Annotated in this window: 18 protein-coding genes; 7 read left to right on the top strand and 11 right to left on the bottom strand. The window is 46.0% G+C overall.

Features of this window, described 5'->3' with window-relative positions; translation table 11 throughout:
• The first annotated feature begins 475 nt into the window (after positions 1-475).
• Positions 476-1,687: a transposase gene (locus tag QUB11_RS16980; RefSeq protein WP_333204743.1), complete on the top strand. Its 1,212-nt coding sequence runs from the start codon at positions 476-478 to the stop codon at positions 1,685-1,687.
• A gap of 11 nt (positions 1,688-1,698) precedes the next feature.
• Here the strand turns inward: QUB11_RS16980 and QUB11_RS16975 are convergent, their stop codons facing one another.
• From QUB11_RS16975 to QUB11_RS16955, 5 genes are all read right to left on the bottom strand, one after another.
• Complete coding sequence (locus QUB11_RS16975) at positions 1,699-2,481, bottom strand: DsbA family protein (protein WP_333204745.1); 783 nt, start codon at positions 2,479-2,481, stop codon at positions 1,699-1,701.
• A gap of 299 nt (positions 2,482-2,780) precedes the next feature.
• Positions 2,781-3,293 carry a hypothetical protein gene (locus QUB11_RS16970; RefSeq protein WP_333204747.1) on the bottom strand — a complete coding sequence of 171 codons (513 nt, stop codon included), beginning with the start codon at positions 3,291-3,293 and terminating at the stop codon, positions 2,781-2,783.
• A gap of 116 nt (positions 3,294-3,409) precedes the next feature.
• A complete protein-coding gene (locus tag QUB11_RS16965) occupies positions 3,410-3,853 on the bottom strand; it encodes a hypothetical protein (protein ID WP_333204749.1) in 444 nt (147 codons plus the stop codon).
• Between the two features lie 77 nt (positions 3,854-3,930).
• Complete coding sequence (locus QUB11_RS16960; protein WP_333204751.1) at positions 3,931-4,113, bottom strand: CsbD family protein; 183 nt, start codon at positions 4,111-4,113, stop codon at positions 3,931-3,933.
• Positions 4,114-4,499: 386 nt separating this feature from the next.
• Positions 4,500-4,706 (bottom strand): hypothetical protein, encoded by a 207-nt coding sequence (locus tag QUB11_RS16955; protein WP_333204753.1) that lies wholly within the window; start codon positions 4,704-4,706, stop codon positions 4,500-4,502.
• A gap of 551 nt (positions 4,707-5,257) precedes the next feature.
• Here QUB11_RS16955 and urtA point away from each other — a divergent pair.
• Complete coding sequence (gene urtA, locus QUB11_RS16950) at positions 5,258-8,185, top strand: urea ABC transporter substrate-binding protein (protein ID WP_333204756.1); 2,928 nt, start codon at positions 5,258-5,260, stop codon at positions 8,183-8,185.
• 98 nt (positions 8,186-8,283) lie between these two features.
• On the opposite strand, the gene QUB11_RS16945 is transcribed toward urtA, so the two are convergent.
• A complete protein-coding gene (locus tag QUB11_RS16945; RefSeq protein WP_333204758.1) occupies positions 8,284-8,760 on the bottom strand; it encodes a hypothetical protein in 477 nt (158 codons plus the stop codon).
• A gap of 180 nt (positions 8,761-8,940) precedes the next feature.
• Between QUB11_RS16945 and uvrB the strand changes: the two genes are divergently transcribed.
• From uvrB to QUB11_RS16925, 4 genes are read left to right on the top strand one after another with little or no spacing between them, the layout of a single operon-like run.
• Positions 8,941-10,953, top strand: coding sequence for an excinuclease ABC subunit UvrB (gene uvrB / locus QUB11_RS16940; RefSeq protein WP_333204760.1), 2,013 nt, complete (start codon positions 8,941-8,943; stop codon positions 10,951-10,953).
• 16 nt (positions 10,954-10,969) lie between these two features.
• Entirely contained in the window at positions 10,970-11,203 is a 234-nt protein-coding gene (locus QUB11_RS16935; RefSeq protein ID WP_424405108.1) for a DUF433 domain-containing protein, read from the top strand.
• On the top strand, positions 11,200-11,562 hold the full coding sequence (locus QUB11_RS16930) for a DUF5615 family PIN-like protein (protein WP_333141537.1): 363 nt from the start codon (positions 11,200-11,202) through the stop codon (positions 11,560-11,562). Before QUB11_RS16935 ends, QUB11_RS16930 begins: the two co-directional genes overlap by 4 nt.
• A gap of 56 nt (positions 11,563-11,618) precedes the next feature.
• Complete coding sequence (locus QUB11_RS16925) at positions 11,619-11,879, top strand: DUF4926 domain-containing protein (protein ID WP_333056517.1); 261 nt, start codon at positions 11,619-11,621, stop codon at positions 11,877-11,879.
• A 208-nt stretch (positions 11,880-12,087) separates the two neighbouring features.
• On the opposite strand, the gene QUB11_RS16920 is transcribed toward QUB11_RS16925, so the two are convergent.
• From QUB11_RS16920 to QUB11_RS16910, 3 genes are all read right to left on the bottom strand, one after another.
• The gene (locus tag QUB11_RS16920) at positions 12,088-12,456 is read right to left on the bottom strand and encodes a type II toxin-antitoxin system PemK/MazF family toxin (RefSeq protein ID WP_333056516.1); all 369 of its coding nucleotides are present in this window, start codon (positions 12,454-12,456) and stop codon (positions 12,088-12,090) included.
• 8 nt (positions 12,457-12,464) lie between these two features.
• Positions 12,465-12,866 carry a hypothetical protein gene (locus tag QUB11_RS16915; RefSeq protein WP_333056515.1) on the bottom strand — a complete coding sequence of 134 codons (402 nt, stop codon included), beginning with the start codon at positions 12,864-12,866 and terminating at the stop codon, positions 12,465-12,467.
• 103 nt (positions 12,867-12,969) lie between these two features.
• Entirely contained in the window at positions 12,970-13,284 is a 315-nt protein-coding gene (locus QUB11_RS16910) for a hypothetical protein (RefSeq protein WP_333204763.1), read from the bottom strand.
• Between the two features lie 709 nt (positions 13,285-13,993).
• Here QUB11_RS16910 and QUB11_RS16905 point away from each other — a divergent pair.
• Complete coding sequence (locus QUB11_RS16905) at positions 13,994-14,191, top strand: hypothetical protein (protein WP_333204765.1); 198 nt, start codon at positions 13,994-13,996, stop codon at positions 14,189-14,191.
• A 69-nt stretch (positions 14,192-14,260) separates the two neighbouring features.
• On the opposite strand, the gene QUB11_RS16900 is transcribed toward QUB11_RS16905, so the two are convergent.
• Positions 14,261-14,473 carry a hypothetical protein gene (locus QUB11_RS16900; RefSeq protein WP_333204767.1) on the bottom strand — a complete coding sequence of 71 codons (213 nt, stop codon included), beginning with the start codon at positions 14,471-14,473 and terminating at the stop codon, positions 14,261-14,263.
• Between the two features lie 181 nt (positions 14,474-14,654).
• Positions 14,655-15,692 (bottom strand): NADP(H)-dependent aldo-keto reductase, encoded by a 1,038-nt coding sequence (locus QUB11_RS16895; protein WP_333204769.1) that lies wholly within the window; start codon positions 15,690-15,692, stop codon positions 14,655-14,657.
• Between the last annotated feature and the right edge of the window lie 128 nt (positions 15,693-15,820).

Raw genomic sequence — 15,820 nt, 5'->3', positions numbered from 1 at the left:
AATGACGAGCGGGCTACCTGTGTATTTTGTTTGTTTTGTCAAGTACAATTTATACCAAATTAGATGAGCTTACCCTGGATTGTTAAGTAGGGTAGGGCATACCCAAACTCTAGATAAATATTCTAGTACGCTTTTGGAGATAGACCCACTGGGATTGTCTAAGTTAGGCTCGATACTTGGTTCAATTGAACGGGTATTTGGTTTAAGTAATGCCGTAAGGATAGTCAATTTTAAGGTCAGTCGCTGAATTAAGAATCCCCACGCCTGATAGCTGGGGAGTGTCAAAGAAATCCAACATGAAAACCCCGTGACTTTAGTCCGGGGATGAAAGGGAGAAGGAGGCTAAAGCCTCCCAGTATCTTTCATTAGATATTAGGATTGCAACTTAGGATACAACTCTGTAAAGTCTTGTAAACACTTTGATGATATTAAGCTAGTGCTGTTAGCGTAAGAATATCGTGATGAGGTCGAAGTCATGCTAGTTTTTGAATTCAAAGCATACGGTAAAAAGCAGCAATTCGATGCTGTAGATGAAGCAATTAGAACAGTGCAGTTCATCCGTAACAAAGCATTGCGCTTTTGGATGGAAAACGAAAAAGTCAACAAGTATGACTTGAATAAGTACAGTGCTGTTTTAGCTAAAGAATGGACGTTTTGCGATGAACTCAACAGCATGGCTCGACAATCAAGCGCAGAAAGAGCGTGGTCGGCAATCGCCAGATTCTACGACAACTGTAAAAAGAAAATTCCCGGAAAAAAGGGTTTTCCGCAGTTTCAGAAAGACAATCGGTCGGTCGAATATAAAACGACCGGGTGGCGGATGGCAACTGACCGAAAATCTATCACTTTTACCGATAAAAAAGGCATCGGAAAACTCAAGCTGAAAGGAACGCGAGACTTACATTTCTATCAGCTTAGCCAAATTAAGCGAGTGCGCTTAGTCAAACGAGCCGATGGATACTACATCCAGTTTTGCGTTCAAGTTGACCGTTCCGAGAAGGTTGAAGTTACAGGCAATGCTATTGGATTAGATGTGGGACTCAAAGAGTTCTACACAGACTCCAATGGTGTTACAGTCGAAAATCCGCGTTTTCTGGGCAAAGGAGAGCGCCGATTAAAGAAAGCCCAAAGACGGCTCTCAAAGCGAGTCAAAGGTTCAGAAAATAGAAAAAAAGCTAGAGTGATTCTAGGAAAACGTTACCTCAAAATAAGTAGACAGCGTAAAGATTTTGCCGTGAAGTTGGCAAGATGCGTTATCCAGTCCAACGACTGTGTAGTCTATGAAGATTTGAGGATTAAAAACATGGTGAAGAATCACTGCTTAGCTAAATCGATTAACGACGCATCTTGGTATATGTTTCGAGTCTGGCTGGAATATTTCGGCAAAGTATTCGGAAGAATTACAGTTGCTGTGCCAGCAAATGGAACAAGTCAAGAATGCTCTAGCTGCGGGACGGTTGTTAAGAAAAGTCTATCAACACGAACCCACGCTTGTCGGTGCGGGTGCGTGTTAGATCGTGACTACAACGCAGCTAAAAACATCCTAAGTCGGGGATTGAGTACGGCGGGGCACGTCGGAACTTGGATCTTAGATCCGAACGCTTGTGGAGAATTGACCGCTACCGATGTTGAAGTAATTCTGCATCGGCAAGTTGATTCTGCGAATCAAGAATCCCCTCGGCTTTAGCCAGGGGAGTGTCATTTCGAGACAGATGCGAGAATGCTTTCCATCTCAGAAAGCTCGATCGCCCCGGAGAAAGTTTTGCCGTTCATAATAAAAAACGGAGTGCCTTGAATGCCCAGTTGTTGAGCGAGTTGCACGTCTTTCTCAATGGCGGCTTCGGCAGCGGGGCTGTTGCGATCGGTGTTGAATTTATCTAATTTTAGATTGAGCTTTTGGGCGATCGATCCGTACAATGGCTCGCCTAAATCTTTCTGCCCTTCAAACAAAGCGCTGTAATATTCCCAGAATTTGCCCTGCTGGCCCGCCGCCCAAGCTGCTTTAGCTGCTGGCAGCGCTTGAGGGTGAATTGAAGTCAAGGGTAAATGCTTGTAAGCTAAAGTAACTTTGTCCTGGTGTTTTGCCATAAACTGCTTGACAGTATCGTGAGCGCGCGCGCAAAACGGACATTGAAAGTCAGAGAATTCTAAAAGTACAATCTGCTGCGAAGCTGAACCCGTGCTGGGAGAATCCCCGATCGCCGATTTGGGATTAGTTTTCATCTCCTGCAAAAATGATTCCTGCGCTGCTTTGAGAGACTGCTGCTGCTGTTGCTGGTACGCTTGTACCGACTCTAAAATTGCTTGCGGGTTTTCGCGGATAACCTGCAAGACTTGCTCTTTCAACTTGGGATCGACTGAATTGCCAGCCGCTGACTGCGCGGGGGAACAACCGATAAATACCAGGCAACCTGCCAGGAGTACAGCCAAGCAGAAGGCTTGCTGGCTGCGGATTTTTCGCCAAATAGTGGATAAGTTCATCTTTTTTTTCTGATTCAAGGCAACACTTAATCCTACATTTAATTTTGCGGAGTGTCAGGTGTGTCGCTGTTGACTGCTGTCCAGCTATTTTTAGCTCTGAGCAATAATTAGTAAGATCAATTCCGTTGCATCGGAATTAATATTACCCGAAATCAGAACACGGCAGTGCCGTTTCCCTACACCAGATTAATTGTAGGGAAAAGGCACTGCCGTGTCCTCGCTTGTCATTCCGGCGCAGCCGGAATTGATATAATTGTAATCAAAAAGATTTGCAGTCAATAGTGCAAGTGTTTGCTCGATTATTTGCGGTTGTTGAGCCATTTAGCCGCAACAATTCCCAAAATACCCGCAACGACTGGATTGCCCAAAAACTTCATCAAACTCGGCTGTTCGGCCAGCACTTCTCGGAAGATATCCGGGTGATTGTGATAGGTGAACGAGGCCAGCTTGGTAACATCGTCAGCATTCATGCGGCTGGCGTGGTGGGTAGAAAGTCCTAGCTGCTTTTCCAATTGGCGATCGTCCAATCCTCTCTTGCCCAAATGCTTGAAGAATTCGCGGGCCACGTCGTCGCGTTCATTGGGCTTAATTTGGGCGATCGCCTTTTGCAATTCCGGTTCCAACTGAGCCGGCGGGAGAGAGTCGTGATTCAGGGAACGCCCGAATAATTGTTTGCGCTGAGCCGGCGAAGTTCTCTGAGCAAAATCGTCAAAATTTTCGTAATCTTCACCCGTTGTCTCCGGCATCATTTCTCGATTTCCCTGGGCCAAATCCTTCATGATTTGACTCTTGTAATTATCGCTGCTACTCATGGTAAATCCCTTCCAATCTACAAAACATTTCCGTCTCTACTTGAGATTGTTTCGGCTTCAAAAAACTGCGGAATATTAAACCGTCGCGCGGCTATAATTTAAGCTTTCTAACCAGGTCAAGACTTGTATTCAATTTGATTTGATTGCTGGTCGTACTTAGCAGTCAAAATCAGTTTTTTGTCAGGAGCATAAACCAAAACACTTACATCCTGATTGGGGAAATTGCGGTGAAAACCTTGTGCTAGAGATTTCGCCAAATCTTTCACTTCAGTCGGGCGGACTTGCGGGGTAATTACAACTCCCAATTTGTTATTGTCGCGGACGTAAGCATCCTGAACCAAGCCCTTAGCCGTTTTTGTTACCCATTGACCAAAATCTTGACCTGCGGCGGTATTGCCACGTTCTAGCTGCGCGTAATAACCCTGACTGCCACCAATTGCTACAGGTACATCAGTCGGTTTTTGGGCTGAAACGCTGGGCGAGCAGGCAGTAGTAACTGCCAGCATTAATACCAAAAGTACGCCCGCAATTATTTTGCGACTCTGCTGCAATAAACTCACCTTTTTTCCTCCGTTCAGAAAACATTTGGGATAATTGAAAGAGTCAGGTTGCTCGACCCTCTCAATTAGTATTAGGCTTAGTCTAGTTTCTTTTTGAGCTCATCTTTTACATCTTCGATCGCGTGACCAGCTTCAGCTTTTGCCTGCTTGGCTTTGCCTTCTGCTTTATCCTTCGGATCGCCAGTAACATTGCCTAGGGCTTCTTGAGCTTTGCCTGCGATGTTGTCGCCAGTTGCATTTGCTCTATCTTTAGTGCTCATTGGTTTCTCCCTATCTGTATCTAATTTGACGTTTTTTACTTAATGAACTCATCATAGGTAACTAGGAGCTGCGTTGCACTCTACCTCTAGGAAGAAAGAATAAATAACAAATGGAATAGGGAATATGGAATATGGCATAGGGAACAGTTATTTGCAGTCTTGAACTAACTGCGACTTTCATACTTAATTATTGTTTTTTTACCGTTTCTGCTGGCTGCAATCAAGTATTTTTGTAAAAAACTGCTGGAGGGTCGCCCGTGCGTCCAAGACTATTTTTTCAAACCCAAATAATTTATAATTTAAAAATTATATTTAATTCGGCCTTAAAAAGGCGGGTGTGGGCAAGACCGCATCTTACCCACACCCGAACAAATTCCGTATTAGTTTTAATCTACCTTGTGATGACATTCTTCATCTATTTTCTGCTGAAGTTCTTCTTTCAACTGTTCCACAGCGCGCATAGTTTGAGCATTTTCTTGTTTTTGCTGACCGAGGGCTTTTTCTGTTTCCTCGCCGAGCAATGTTTCCTTTGATTTTGGTAGCGTTACTTGATTTTCGCTGCCAGTATGGGTCGCATTTTCTTCAATATTCATTAGTTTTTCCCCTATTGTTTGCAAAAATTATTTTTAACAAGGGTACTTAGAAGTTAACCTTATATCTATCTTAAGGGTAATCACGAAGACTTCCCTCTGCCTGAAGGGAGATAGGGACGGGTGAAGAGTTTTGAGTTTTATAGTTAAGATAAATCACGGAGACTTCCCTCTGCCAGAAAGGAGATAGGGGAAGGGGAATAGTGCGTGAGATTGCTTGGTGAGTCGCAAGGCGCGGGGCAGTGAATGAGTTGGGGAAAGGGGAGGAGGGGGGAGAATTTTTCTGCGGCGCGCGGGATGGCGTTAAGTGTCGAATGTTGTTGTATGAGGCTCTTTGGACATCGGTAAAAGATGAAGAGAGAAATGGGAGGCAGTTTTGTGCAGACTTAAGTCTATGCTGAGAGTTTGACCGTTAAAATCAACAGGGTGTACCGATTCCCCCGTTTGGTGGCGATCGGGTTAAATAATCTGCTAAACAAGAGTTAGCCTCAAGGCTAACTTCCAGCAGGATCGAACTAAAATTTCTGTTATTAGTAAAAATTATCTAAAACCCTATGGGAGCAAGGAGCAGTAACCCCCTCGAAGCAGCCGGCCCGACTCGTGAGCCGATCAAAATAGGCGTGTTGCATTCGCTGACGGGCACGATGTCCATCAGCGAAATTTCTGTTAAAGATGCGACGCTGTTGGCTGTTGAGGAAATTAATGCGGCGGGAGGGGTGCTTGGACGCCCCTTGGAAGCGGTTATAGAAGATGGAGCCAGCGATTTGCAAATTTTTGCTCAAAAAGCTAAGCAATTGCTCCTAGAAGCGCAGGTGGCGGTGGTATTTGGCTGTTGGACTTCGGCGAGCCGCAAGGCTGTACAGCCGGCTTTCGAGCACGGCAGCGGGTTGCTGTTCTATCCGGTGCAGTATGAAGGGCTAGAACAGTGTCGGAATATTTTCTACACTGGTGCTGCCCCCAACCAACAGATTGTGCCTGGGGTGAATTACTTGCTCGCACAGGGGAAGCGGAAAATTTTCCTGTTAGGTTCGGATTATATCTTTCCCCGCACGGCAAATCGGATTGTGAAAGCTCAACTGGCGGCACTGGGGGGAGAGTTGGCGGGGGAAGTTTATCTGCCGCTGGGTTCGAGGGAAGTGGGCGAGGCGATCGCACATATCTTAGCAGTGAAACCAGATGCGATTCTCAACACTCTCAACGGCGACACCAATGTGGCTTTTTTCCAAAAGTTGCGGGAAGCTGGCGTGAAACCCGAGGATTTGCCGGTGATGTCGGTTAGCGTAGCAGAAGAGGAAGTGCGGGCGATCGGGCCGTCCAATATTGCTGGACATTTGGTGGTTTGGAACTATTTTCAAACGGTGGATACACCGGAAAATCGGAAATTTGTCAAGGCTTATAAAGCCCGATACGGGGAAAATCGAGTCACCGATGACCCGATCGAAGCGGCTTATTTGGGTGTTTACCTCTGGAAGCAAGCAGTAGAAAAAGCTGGTTCGACAGATGTGGTTAAAGTCAGGGCGGCTGCTAAAAATATTGAGTTGGCAGCGCCTTCGGGCAAGGTAAAAATAGATGCCCAAACGCAGCATACCTGGAAAACTGTGCGGATTGGCCAGGTGAGGGTGGACGGTCAAATTGAGGAGATTTGGAATTCCGGCGCACCGGTTGCGCCAGATCCTTTTCTCAAAGCCTATCCTTGGGCGGCGGCATTTGCTCCGAGGCAGATTTCTTTGGGAACTCGGGCTTCTTTGAGCGGGCTGTTTGTCATCTTGGTACTGATAACTTGGATGGCGGTGGGAGTCGGGTGGATGGGTTCTGTGGAGATGAAGAACTATTTGCTGACAATAGAGGCTGCCTCACATCCGGCAGCGGCGGTTTCTGAGGCAGCAATGGCGGTGCTGGTGCAGCAAACTCTCTTGGTGGCGAGCCGCACTCAGCACTGGCTGATGGGGGCTTTGGTTTTGAGTTTGATCGGGGGGATAGTGGCTTTTGTGTCGGTGTCGGCAATTATTCGGAATCTGGGCTTGCTGCGGGAAACTGCCGAACAGATGGCCAGCGGTGATTTGACGGCTCGATCGCCTGTTGTTTCTAATGACGCGATCGGGGTGCTATCTTCTACTCTCAATACAATGGCTCAGCAAATTAGCAGTTTGCTCAACGGTTTGGAGGTGCGGCAGCGGCAGCTAGAGGAACGATCGGAGGAATTGGAAGTCGCTAAGAATGCTGCGGAAGCTGCCAACCGGGCGAAAAGCACTTTTTTAGCAAATATGACTCACGAGTTGCGGACGCCTTTGAATGCGATTATCGGCTACAGCGAGCTGCTGCAAGAAGAAGCTCAGGAACTCGGCGAAGAAGAGTTTGTGATGGATTTGGCAAGCATTAATATGGCAGGCAAGCAGTTGCTCAACATTATTAGTGACATCTTGGATATTTCTAAAATTGAAGCAGGAAAGATGACTCTTTTCTTGGAGACTTTTGAGGTGTTGGATTTGATCGAGCAGGTTGTCACTACTGTCCAACCGACGCTAGGGAAAAATGGCAATACTTTGATCGTCAATTGCGATCGCAATATTGGCACGATCTACTCCGATTCGTCGAAGCTGCGGCAAGCGCTGTTGAATTTGGTGAGTAATGCTGCTAAGTTTACGGATCAAGGCAAAATTAGGATTAATGTTTGGAAAGAAGAAGGGAAGGTTTTGCCGCGTGGCAATTCCGAAGAACTCTCGACAGATCCTTCTCGGTGTCAACAGCCTTCGATCGTGTTTCAAGTCACCGATACCGGCATCGGCATGACGGAGGATCAGGTGTCGAGGCTATTCGGAGCTTTCGCTCAAGCGGACGATTCTACTACCCGCAAATACGGCGGCACCGGTTTGGGGCTGACAATTAGCCGGAAATTTTGCCAGATGATGGGCGGAGACATTACGGTTGAGAGCGAGTTTGATTGCGGTTCTAGTTTTACGATCCGGTTGCCGATTGCGGTTAAAAGCCCGAAAGAAGCGCAGGAAGATCGAGAAATCGCAGAAATGCAGCCGAAGTATGGCGAGGAGTTAGAAACGAGTGTAGCGGCGACTGAAGAGAAGCAAAAAGCAGTGCGATCGCAACCGCTGGATTTGCCCGATGCTGCTACTGTGCTGGTGATTGACGACGATCCAGACGCGCGGGATTTGATGACTCGCTGCTTGTCGAAACAGGGATTTCGGGTGCGATCGTCGGCTAGCGGTCAAGGGGGGCTTTTGTTGGCTAAGGAGTTGCTGCCCGACGCGATTATTCTGGACGTGATGATGCCAAGTATGGACGGCTGGGCGGTGCTGTCGGCATTGAAAGCCGATCGAGATTTGGTTGATATTCCAGTGATTATGATAACTTTTTTGGACGACCAAAATCAGGGTTTGGAATTGGGAGCGGCGGAGTATGTGAGGAAGCCTGTGGATTACAAGCGCTTTGCTGCTTTATTGAGCAAATATCAGGGTATCGAGAAGTAGTTAGTTGACTGTTAGCAGTGGTTATTAGTTATTAGTTATTAGTTATTAGTTATTGGTAGCAGATGACAACTAACAACTAACAACTAACAACTGACTAATTAATCTAAGAAGCCCATTAATGCCGAGCTATCGTCAATTTCGTTTGAGGCAATTGGTCGATTTCCTCCCATTGTGGAGTAAACTTCATCAATGTGAAGAGTGCTGATGCCAATAGGGCGGGCACCGGACATACTGAACATTTCACTGACTTGCATGGCGCTGGAACCGATCGGGCGATTGCCGATGGTAGCAACCACTTCAAAGTCGCTGGATTCGACTGGGCGATTGCCTACAATGCCGTAGGTTTCGCTGAGGTGCAGGGTGCTAATGCCGATCGGGCGATTCCCCGACATCGAGACGGTCTCGCTGATGGTAAAATCGTCTGGGCCGACAGGGCGGTTGTCATGCATGAGTTGCGGCCGATAAAGTTGAATTCCTGTTGCTTTGGCATCCGTGGGTTCTGTCGGTTGGCTTTTGGAACTGCCTTTACCGCGACGGGCGATCGCATTGCCTTTATTTTTGGGGGTGAGACTCATAATTATTTTCCTCGCTTATTGCTGTTGACTGCTGGGTTCGGACAACTGCTTTGGTGGGCTTTCTGCTTTCTATTTCGGCCGATGATTAAAATAATATTACAAAGTTTAACTATTTTCTGAACGAAATTGCAGAATCTCTGCATTTTTGTTAAGATTTATGGGTAATAGCTACATTTTCCTATGGTAACTGCGGCAGCATCTTTTCAATTGCAAGCGCCCTTCCAGCCCACAGGCGACCAACCGCTAGCGATCAAGCAACTTGTCAAAGGCATCGAAGCGGGCGATCGATTTCAAACCTTACTCGGTGCCACAGGTACGGGTAAAACCTTCTCCATTGCCTCGGTGATTGAAAAAGTCGGCAGACCCACCTTAGTCCTAGCACACAACAAAACCCTAGCAGCTCAACTGTGCAACGAACTGCGAAATTTTTTCCCGAACAATGCAGTCGAATACTTTGTCAGTTATTACGACTACTACCAACCTGAAGCATACATCGCAGTCACCGATACTTTTATTGAGAAGACGGCAGCAATTAACGACGAGATCGATATGTTGCGACACTCAGCCACGCGATCGCTCTTTGAACGTCGTGACGTAATTGTAGTTGCTTCAATTAGCTGCATCTACGGTTTAGGAATGCCCGCAGAATACCTGAAAGCGGCTATTCCTTTGCGAGTAGGAATGGAAGTCAACCAGCGGCAAGTTTTGCGCGATTTAGTCAACGTTCAATACAGCCGCAACGATATAGATTTAGGCAGAGGCAAATTTCGCGTTAAAGGCGATGTTTTGGAAATCGGCCCTGCTTACGAAGATAGAATTATTCGCGTTGAATTCTTCGGCGACGAAATCGATGCCATTCGCTACGTTGACCCCGTAACAGGTAAAATCCTGCAAAGTTCAACGGCTTTAAATATCTATCCAGCGCGCCACTTTGTCACGGCGGAAGATAAATTAGAGGCAGCTTGCCAAGGAATAGAACTCGAATTAGAAGACCGACTGGCAGAATTTGAAAAAGAGGGTAAACTATTAGAAGCTCAGCGGTTGGAACAGCGCACTCGCTACGATTTGGAAATGCTGCGCGAGGTAGGTTACTGCAACGGAGTCGAGAATTATTCGAGGCATTTAGCAGGGAGAAATGCCGGGGAACCGCCGGAATGTTTGATTGATTATTTCCCGAAAGATTGGATGTTGGTGATAGATGAATCTCACGTCACAGTGCCGCAAATTCGGGGGATGTACAACGGCGACCAAGCACGGAAAAAAGTATTGATAGAACACGGTTTTCGCTTGCCCAGCGCTGCCGATAACCGCCCTTTAAAAGCAGAGGAATTCTGGGCAAAAGAGAATCAGTGCATCTTTGTTTCTGCTACGCCTGGGGATTGGGAAATGGAGATATCGGAAGGCAGAGTAGCAGAGCAAGTAATTCGCCCTACCGGAGTAATAGATCCGACTATTTTCGTGCGCCCGACGGAAGGACAAATTGATGATTTGTTGGGGGAAATTAAGGAGAGAGTAAGTCGGGACGAGCGAGTTTTGGTGACGACTTTAACGAAGCGGATGGCGGAAGATTTAACCGAATATTTGCAGGAAAGGGGAATTAGAGTGCGGTATTTGCACTCGGAAATTCAGTCGATTCAACGCATCGAAATTATCCAAGATTTGCAGGATGGTAAGTTTGATGTATTGATTGGTGTTAACTTGCTGCGGGAAGGTTTGGATTTGCCGGAAGTTTCGCTGGTGGTAATTTTGGATGCGGATAAAGAGGGGTTTTTGCGATCGGGACGTTCGTTGATTCAAACGATTGGAAGGGCGGCGCGGCACGTTCAGGGACAGGCTATTCTGTACGCGGATAATTTGACGGATAGTATGGTTAAGGCGATCGATGAAACGGATCGACGCCGGGGGATTCAGCTAGCGTACAATAAGATGCACGGGATTACGCCGCAGCCGATCGCGAAAAAGCGATCGAGTAATGCGATTTTGGCATTTTTGGATGTGTCGCGCAAGCTGAATTCTCAGCAGTTGGAGGAGGTTTACGAACAGGTAAACGAGTTATCTTTGGATGAGATTCCTCAGTTAATCGGGCGGTTGGAAGCGCAGATGAAGGCGGCGGCTAAGAAGTTGGAGTTTGAGGAGGCGGGTAAATTGCGCGATCGGATTAAGCATTTGCGGGATAAGCTATTGGGACATTAAGGAAGAGTGGGAGGATATGATGTTCGATCGCATTACCTTCGATCCAAAAATTATGGGAGGAAGAGCTTGCATTCGAGGAATGCGAATTACTGTTTCTTTGGTAGTGAGTTTAGTAGCAAATGGGATGAGTGTAGAGGAAATTTTGGCAGCTTATCCTTATTTGGAAGCTGAGGATATTAAAGCTAGTCTCCAGTATGCGGCATTTTTGACGAACGAGCAAATTCGTCCATTTAGCGGGACTCCAGCATGAAATTCTTGGCAGACATGGGTGTGTCTCCTGTAACGGTGCTTGCACTGCGCCAGCAGGGATATAATGCTGTACACTTAAATGAGCAAGGATTGGAGCGTTTGCCCGATTCTGAGATCCTGGAAAAAGCACGCCAAGAGCAACGAATTGTTTTAACTTTTGACCTGGATTTTGGCGAGCTTTTGGCTATCAGTTCTCAATCTCTTCCAAGTGTAATTATTTTTAGACTGCAAACCACTATTCCAGTGTTTGTTAGTGCTAGATTGCTGGCTGTTTTGTCAGAGTGCGGTGAAGATTTGGAAACAGGTGCGATTGTGACAGTGGAAGATAATCGTTATCGAGTACGGCGACTTCCTATTTAGAGTAGGAAAGTGCGATCGTATTCAGCATTTGTGCAATAAACGGTTGGGAGACAGCAATGAGCAAGTTTAAATTATTCGATGCAGTTAATTTAACCGAAGCAGTCGCCCTCGCTGATGGCGAGATTGCACCGCGAGAAACAGCCGGAGCAATTGTTGAGGTTTTCAAGAATGGTGAAGCTTATTTAGTAGAATTGTTTGGCGGATGGGTGAAAGCGGAAGTTGGCGGGGATTTTGTTCCTGAAACTCAGGATGAACCGGGCGCATTTATAGAAACGATTGGTGTTGAAACAGTTTATCCGCATCAGTTGCAATTATAAGACTTACGCATGAGGTTCAGAAACCGGGTTTTTTACGAAAATACTTCGCTGTAGCCCACAGATTCGCTAAAAACCCGGTTTCTTTGGGCCCAGCAAGTTTGCCGAATTTTTGCAGGAAAAACAGCAAAAAGTGCGTGAAGCGAAGCTATCCCGTAGGGAATCGTATTAAGCATCTGCGCGATAAACGTTTAGGTAATGAAGGGATAATTCAAAAGCCAAACATCGCTTTTAGTCCATTTGCGATCGGCTGATACTCTTCTGCGGTTAAACTGCCAAGATAGCGCAATACTCGCCGGATATCTACAGCGCGTACTTGATCCAGCAATACTATCGAGTCGGCCGTTAGATTTCCCATTCCTGCCTGAAGACTTGGGTATAAAATTGGATTTTGTGTAGTCCAATCTCCTGATTGTCTGGTAATCGGCACAACAATCACAAGCTCAAAACGGATCGTACCTGTGTTGCTTGACCTCCCCACTACTACAGCAGGGCGTATTCCTTGCTGTTCGTGCAGTGCAGGCGTTTGAGGAGGGAAATCAACCAGTAAAATATCGCGGATGGTGAATCTATTAGCCACGCTTATTGCTATACCCTTTCGTCTTCAAGAATAACAGCACCTACTCCCGGTATATAGCGCACGGGTTGACCAAGTTTCATCGGGTCTACATCTCCCCAATCATAGGGAGGAATTTCATTATCGACGAGGTAAAGTTGACGCCAAGACGATTTTGCCAATGCTTCCTCGGAAATGTCAGGAAAAAATATTAGCACTTCTGCGATGCTAACTGGAAAACCATTGAGTTTGCTCAAGCCATCTATAATGGCGGCGAGGACGGATAAGTCTAAATGGTTGAGCTTTTCTGCTTTTTCGATCAGTTGGTATACGGTTTCAGGATTGAGTGTTTCGCCCACAGCTTCGACTAAGTTTTCGGGGGTGAAACCTCGACATTTCAAGTATTCGGCTAGTTGTAAGCGAATTGTACTCATGGGTTTAGTTGAGAAAGATTCTAGGGTGAAGTGCGATCGCCTTTTTCCATTATCCTATTTTATGAATGGGAAGGGCGATCGAGGTTTCTATGAGATTCCTAGTCTATCCGTAACATATTCGCGATCGTGACATTGCGCAGTTTGATGAACCATCGTTTTCGCAGTAATTTGGCTGACAATCAAGTTTGCGATTCAAGTCATCTATTACCTGTTGCTGGTCTTTAATAGTTTCATCCTGTGCTTCCTTTTCCTCAAGCACACTGCGGTGCGACTCCGCCAAAGCGCGGTGCGACTCCGCCAAAGCGCAGTACAACTTCGCCAAAGCGCGGTTCGATTCCGCCAAAACAGAGAGGGTTTTCTGAGTCCGCCGAAGGTTGGTGTACAACGACTCGCATTGTGAAGTATAATTGTGGGACATATATTTCCATAGTTAGGTGAACTTGTGGTGGTCTGAAGTTGAGATGTCAACCACCGGGAGTTGTCTAGCTAAAGCAAGGCCTCTGTCTGAATCGTTACTTCAGGCGGGGCTTTTCCGTATCACACAGGATTCGGTATTGCCAAAAATCCAAGACTTTAGAGCAAAGATTTTCAAATTTCAAAGTTCAGGAGTCAAGGATTCAGTATTACGACAAATACAAGACATTAAAGGGTTATCGTTCTTACACTTGGGGTGAGGACTATTTCTTCTGTCTTGCACTCTCCCACTCTACACTAATAAACTTACATTGGCAACCCCAAAATAGGAAAATTTAGGATAATATTTAAAGGTTATAATCTCTCAATATATCCCGGTTGGCCAAGATAATATGAGAGATTAGAATGTGTATATGTGACTATCAAAAGCTTGATAATTAAATAATTCAGCCTAGCTGACTATTGTGAAAAAGGCTCAGAGCGATATTTGAAATATCCAATATTATAATTAATGTACTTACCCGGATACTTAGGTATTAATGGCTTAGCATTTAACTAATCCCGATCTTTTAACCACTGTCCTCGATCTTTGTCATAACTGACCAAACATTCCCAGGGATAGCAGCAATTGGCTGGGGCTTGGGGCGAAGGCGATCCAATCGGGAAAATTCCCAGCAATGGGATTTTTGACTTGAAAAATTGTTGAGTTTGGGATGCTATGGCCTCGATCGCCCCTCTCTCCCATTTCCTCTGCGTCAAGAACGATCGCCCAAAACATCCTCTTTCATTGTGGTACGGGCGAGACGCCCGTACATGATTTGTGGTACGGGCGTCTCGCCCGTACATCATCTGCGGTTGAAATATTCATTGACAACAAAAAGTGCGATCGCCAATCCCAGCGCTGGGATTAGATTTTAAACAAGGTTAAAATATTCATTAACCACAAAAAGGTCGATCGCCCAAAACACCACCAAAACCAACTACTTACTCAATACCACAGCATCCGTACTGCTAGCAAAAGCCGGACGAATAAATTCCTCCTTCTCTTCCAGCGTGATGTAACCTTTATCTACAGCTAGCTGCATCACTTCCTCAAGAAAACCTCTCAGCACATCTAATACTTGAGTGCGATCGCATTCAAAAACCTTTTCCCAACCAGAAGTTTCAAACTTCCTCAAATAGGAGTTACGCATGAGAACTCAGAAACCGGGTTTTTTGCGAGAAAACTTCGTTAGAGCCCGCAGATGCAGTAAAAAACCCGGTTTCTTTGGCGGAGTGCGTAAGTTCTGTTTATGTAATTTTCGCATATTAAAGTAGTAAGTTGGGCGAAGTGAAACGTAGGGTTCGTTAGCTCAACCCAACCTACTAATAAACTTACGGTGTCGGATTCGGATACTTAGCGTGCACCGCATTGATTTCCGCTATGATATCCTTATCCAAATTCACCTCCAAACTACCGATATTTTCCTCCAACTGTTCGAGGCTGGTTGCACCGATAATTGTGCTAGTTACAAACCAGCGCGATCGCACATACGCCAAAGCCATCTGCGCCGGACTTATCCCATGTTTCCCCGCAATCTCAACATACGCTTTCACCGCATCATTCAGATTAGTTTTATCGTAACGCTGACCAAATCCCGCAAATAAAGCCAACCTGGAATTTTCGGGAATTCCATTCAAGTATTTACCCGTTAACAGCCCAAACCCCAAAGGACTGTAAGCCATCAATCCCACATTCTTAAAACGGCAAGTTTCTGCTAAATTTAGGTGAAATGTCCGATTGCTCAAACTGAAAGCATTCTGAATCGAAACAACCTTCGGCAAACCGTGTTTTTCAGCCAACGTGCAAAACTCGCAAACTCCCCAAGGCGTCTCGTTACTCAAACCTAAATAGCGGATTTTGCCAGCTTTAATCAAGTCAGCAAATACCTCTAACTGTTCCAAAATCGGTACAGTTTCGTGTTCTTGGGCGATGTCGTAATCCGGCGCACCAAATAAGGGCACGTAGCGGTCTGGCCAGTGGATCTGATAGAGGTCGATGTAGTCAGTTTGCAAGCGCTTCAGGCTGTCATTCAGGGCTTTTTCGACATTTGGGCGATCGATCTGATTTTTCCCTTCCCGAATCCACTTTAAGCGAGTGCTTCTGCCCGCCACTTTAGTCGCTATAATGACTTTATCCCGCTGCTGCTTCGCCAACCACTCGCCGATATATTCCTCTGTTTTTCCCTGAGTTTCCGCCTTTCCAGGGACAGGATACATTTCCGCCGTATCGATAAAGTTGATTCCTCTATCGATCGCAAAATCGAGCTGTTGGGCCGCTTCCTCAACGGTATTCTGCTGGCCATAAGTCATCGTACCCAAACAGATTTCAGATACTGATAAATCGCTGTCGCCTAGTTTTTTGTATTCCATGAGTTTGATTGCGGGAAAAATATCTGATTCTATATTACAGAAAAACCTTGATTTAATTGAAAGCTCCAGAAAAGTGCGCGAGGCTTTCTCCTCTCTTCCTCTGCGCTCTCTGCGCCCTCTGCGGTTAA

Origin of the sequence: Microcoleus sp. B6-A1, assembly GCF_036705085.1 — a bacterium.
Lineage (GTDB): Bacteria > Cyanobacteriota > Cyanobacteriia > Cyanobacteriales > Microcoleaceae > Microcoleus.
Note: the sequence above shows the minus strand (reverse complement) of the source record. Positions and strands in the feature narration are given on the sequence as shown.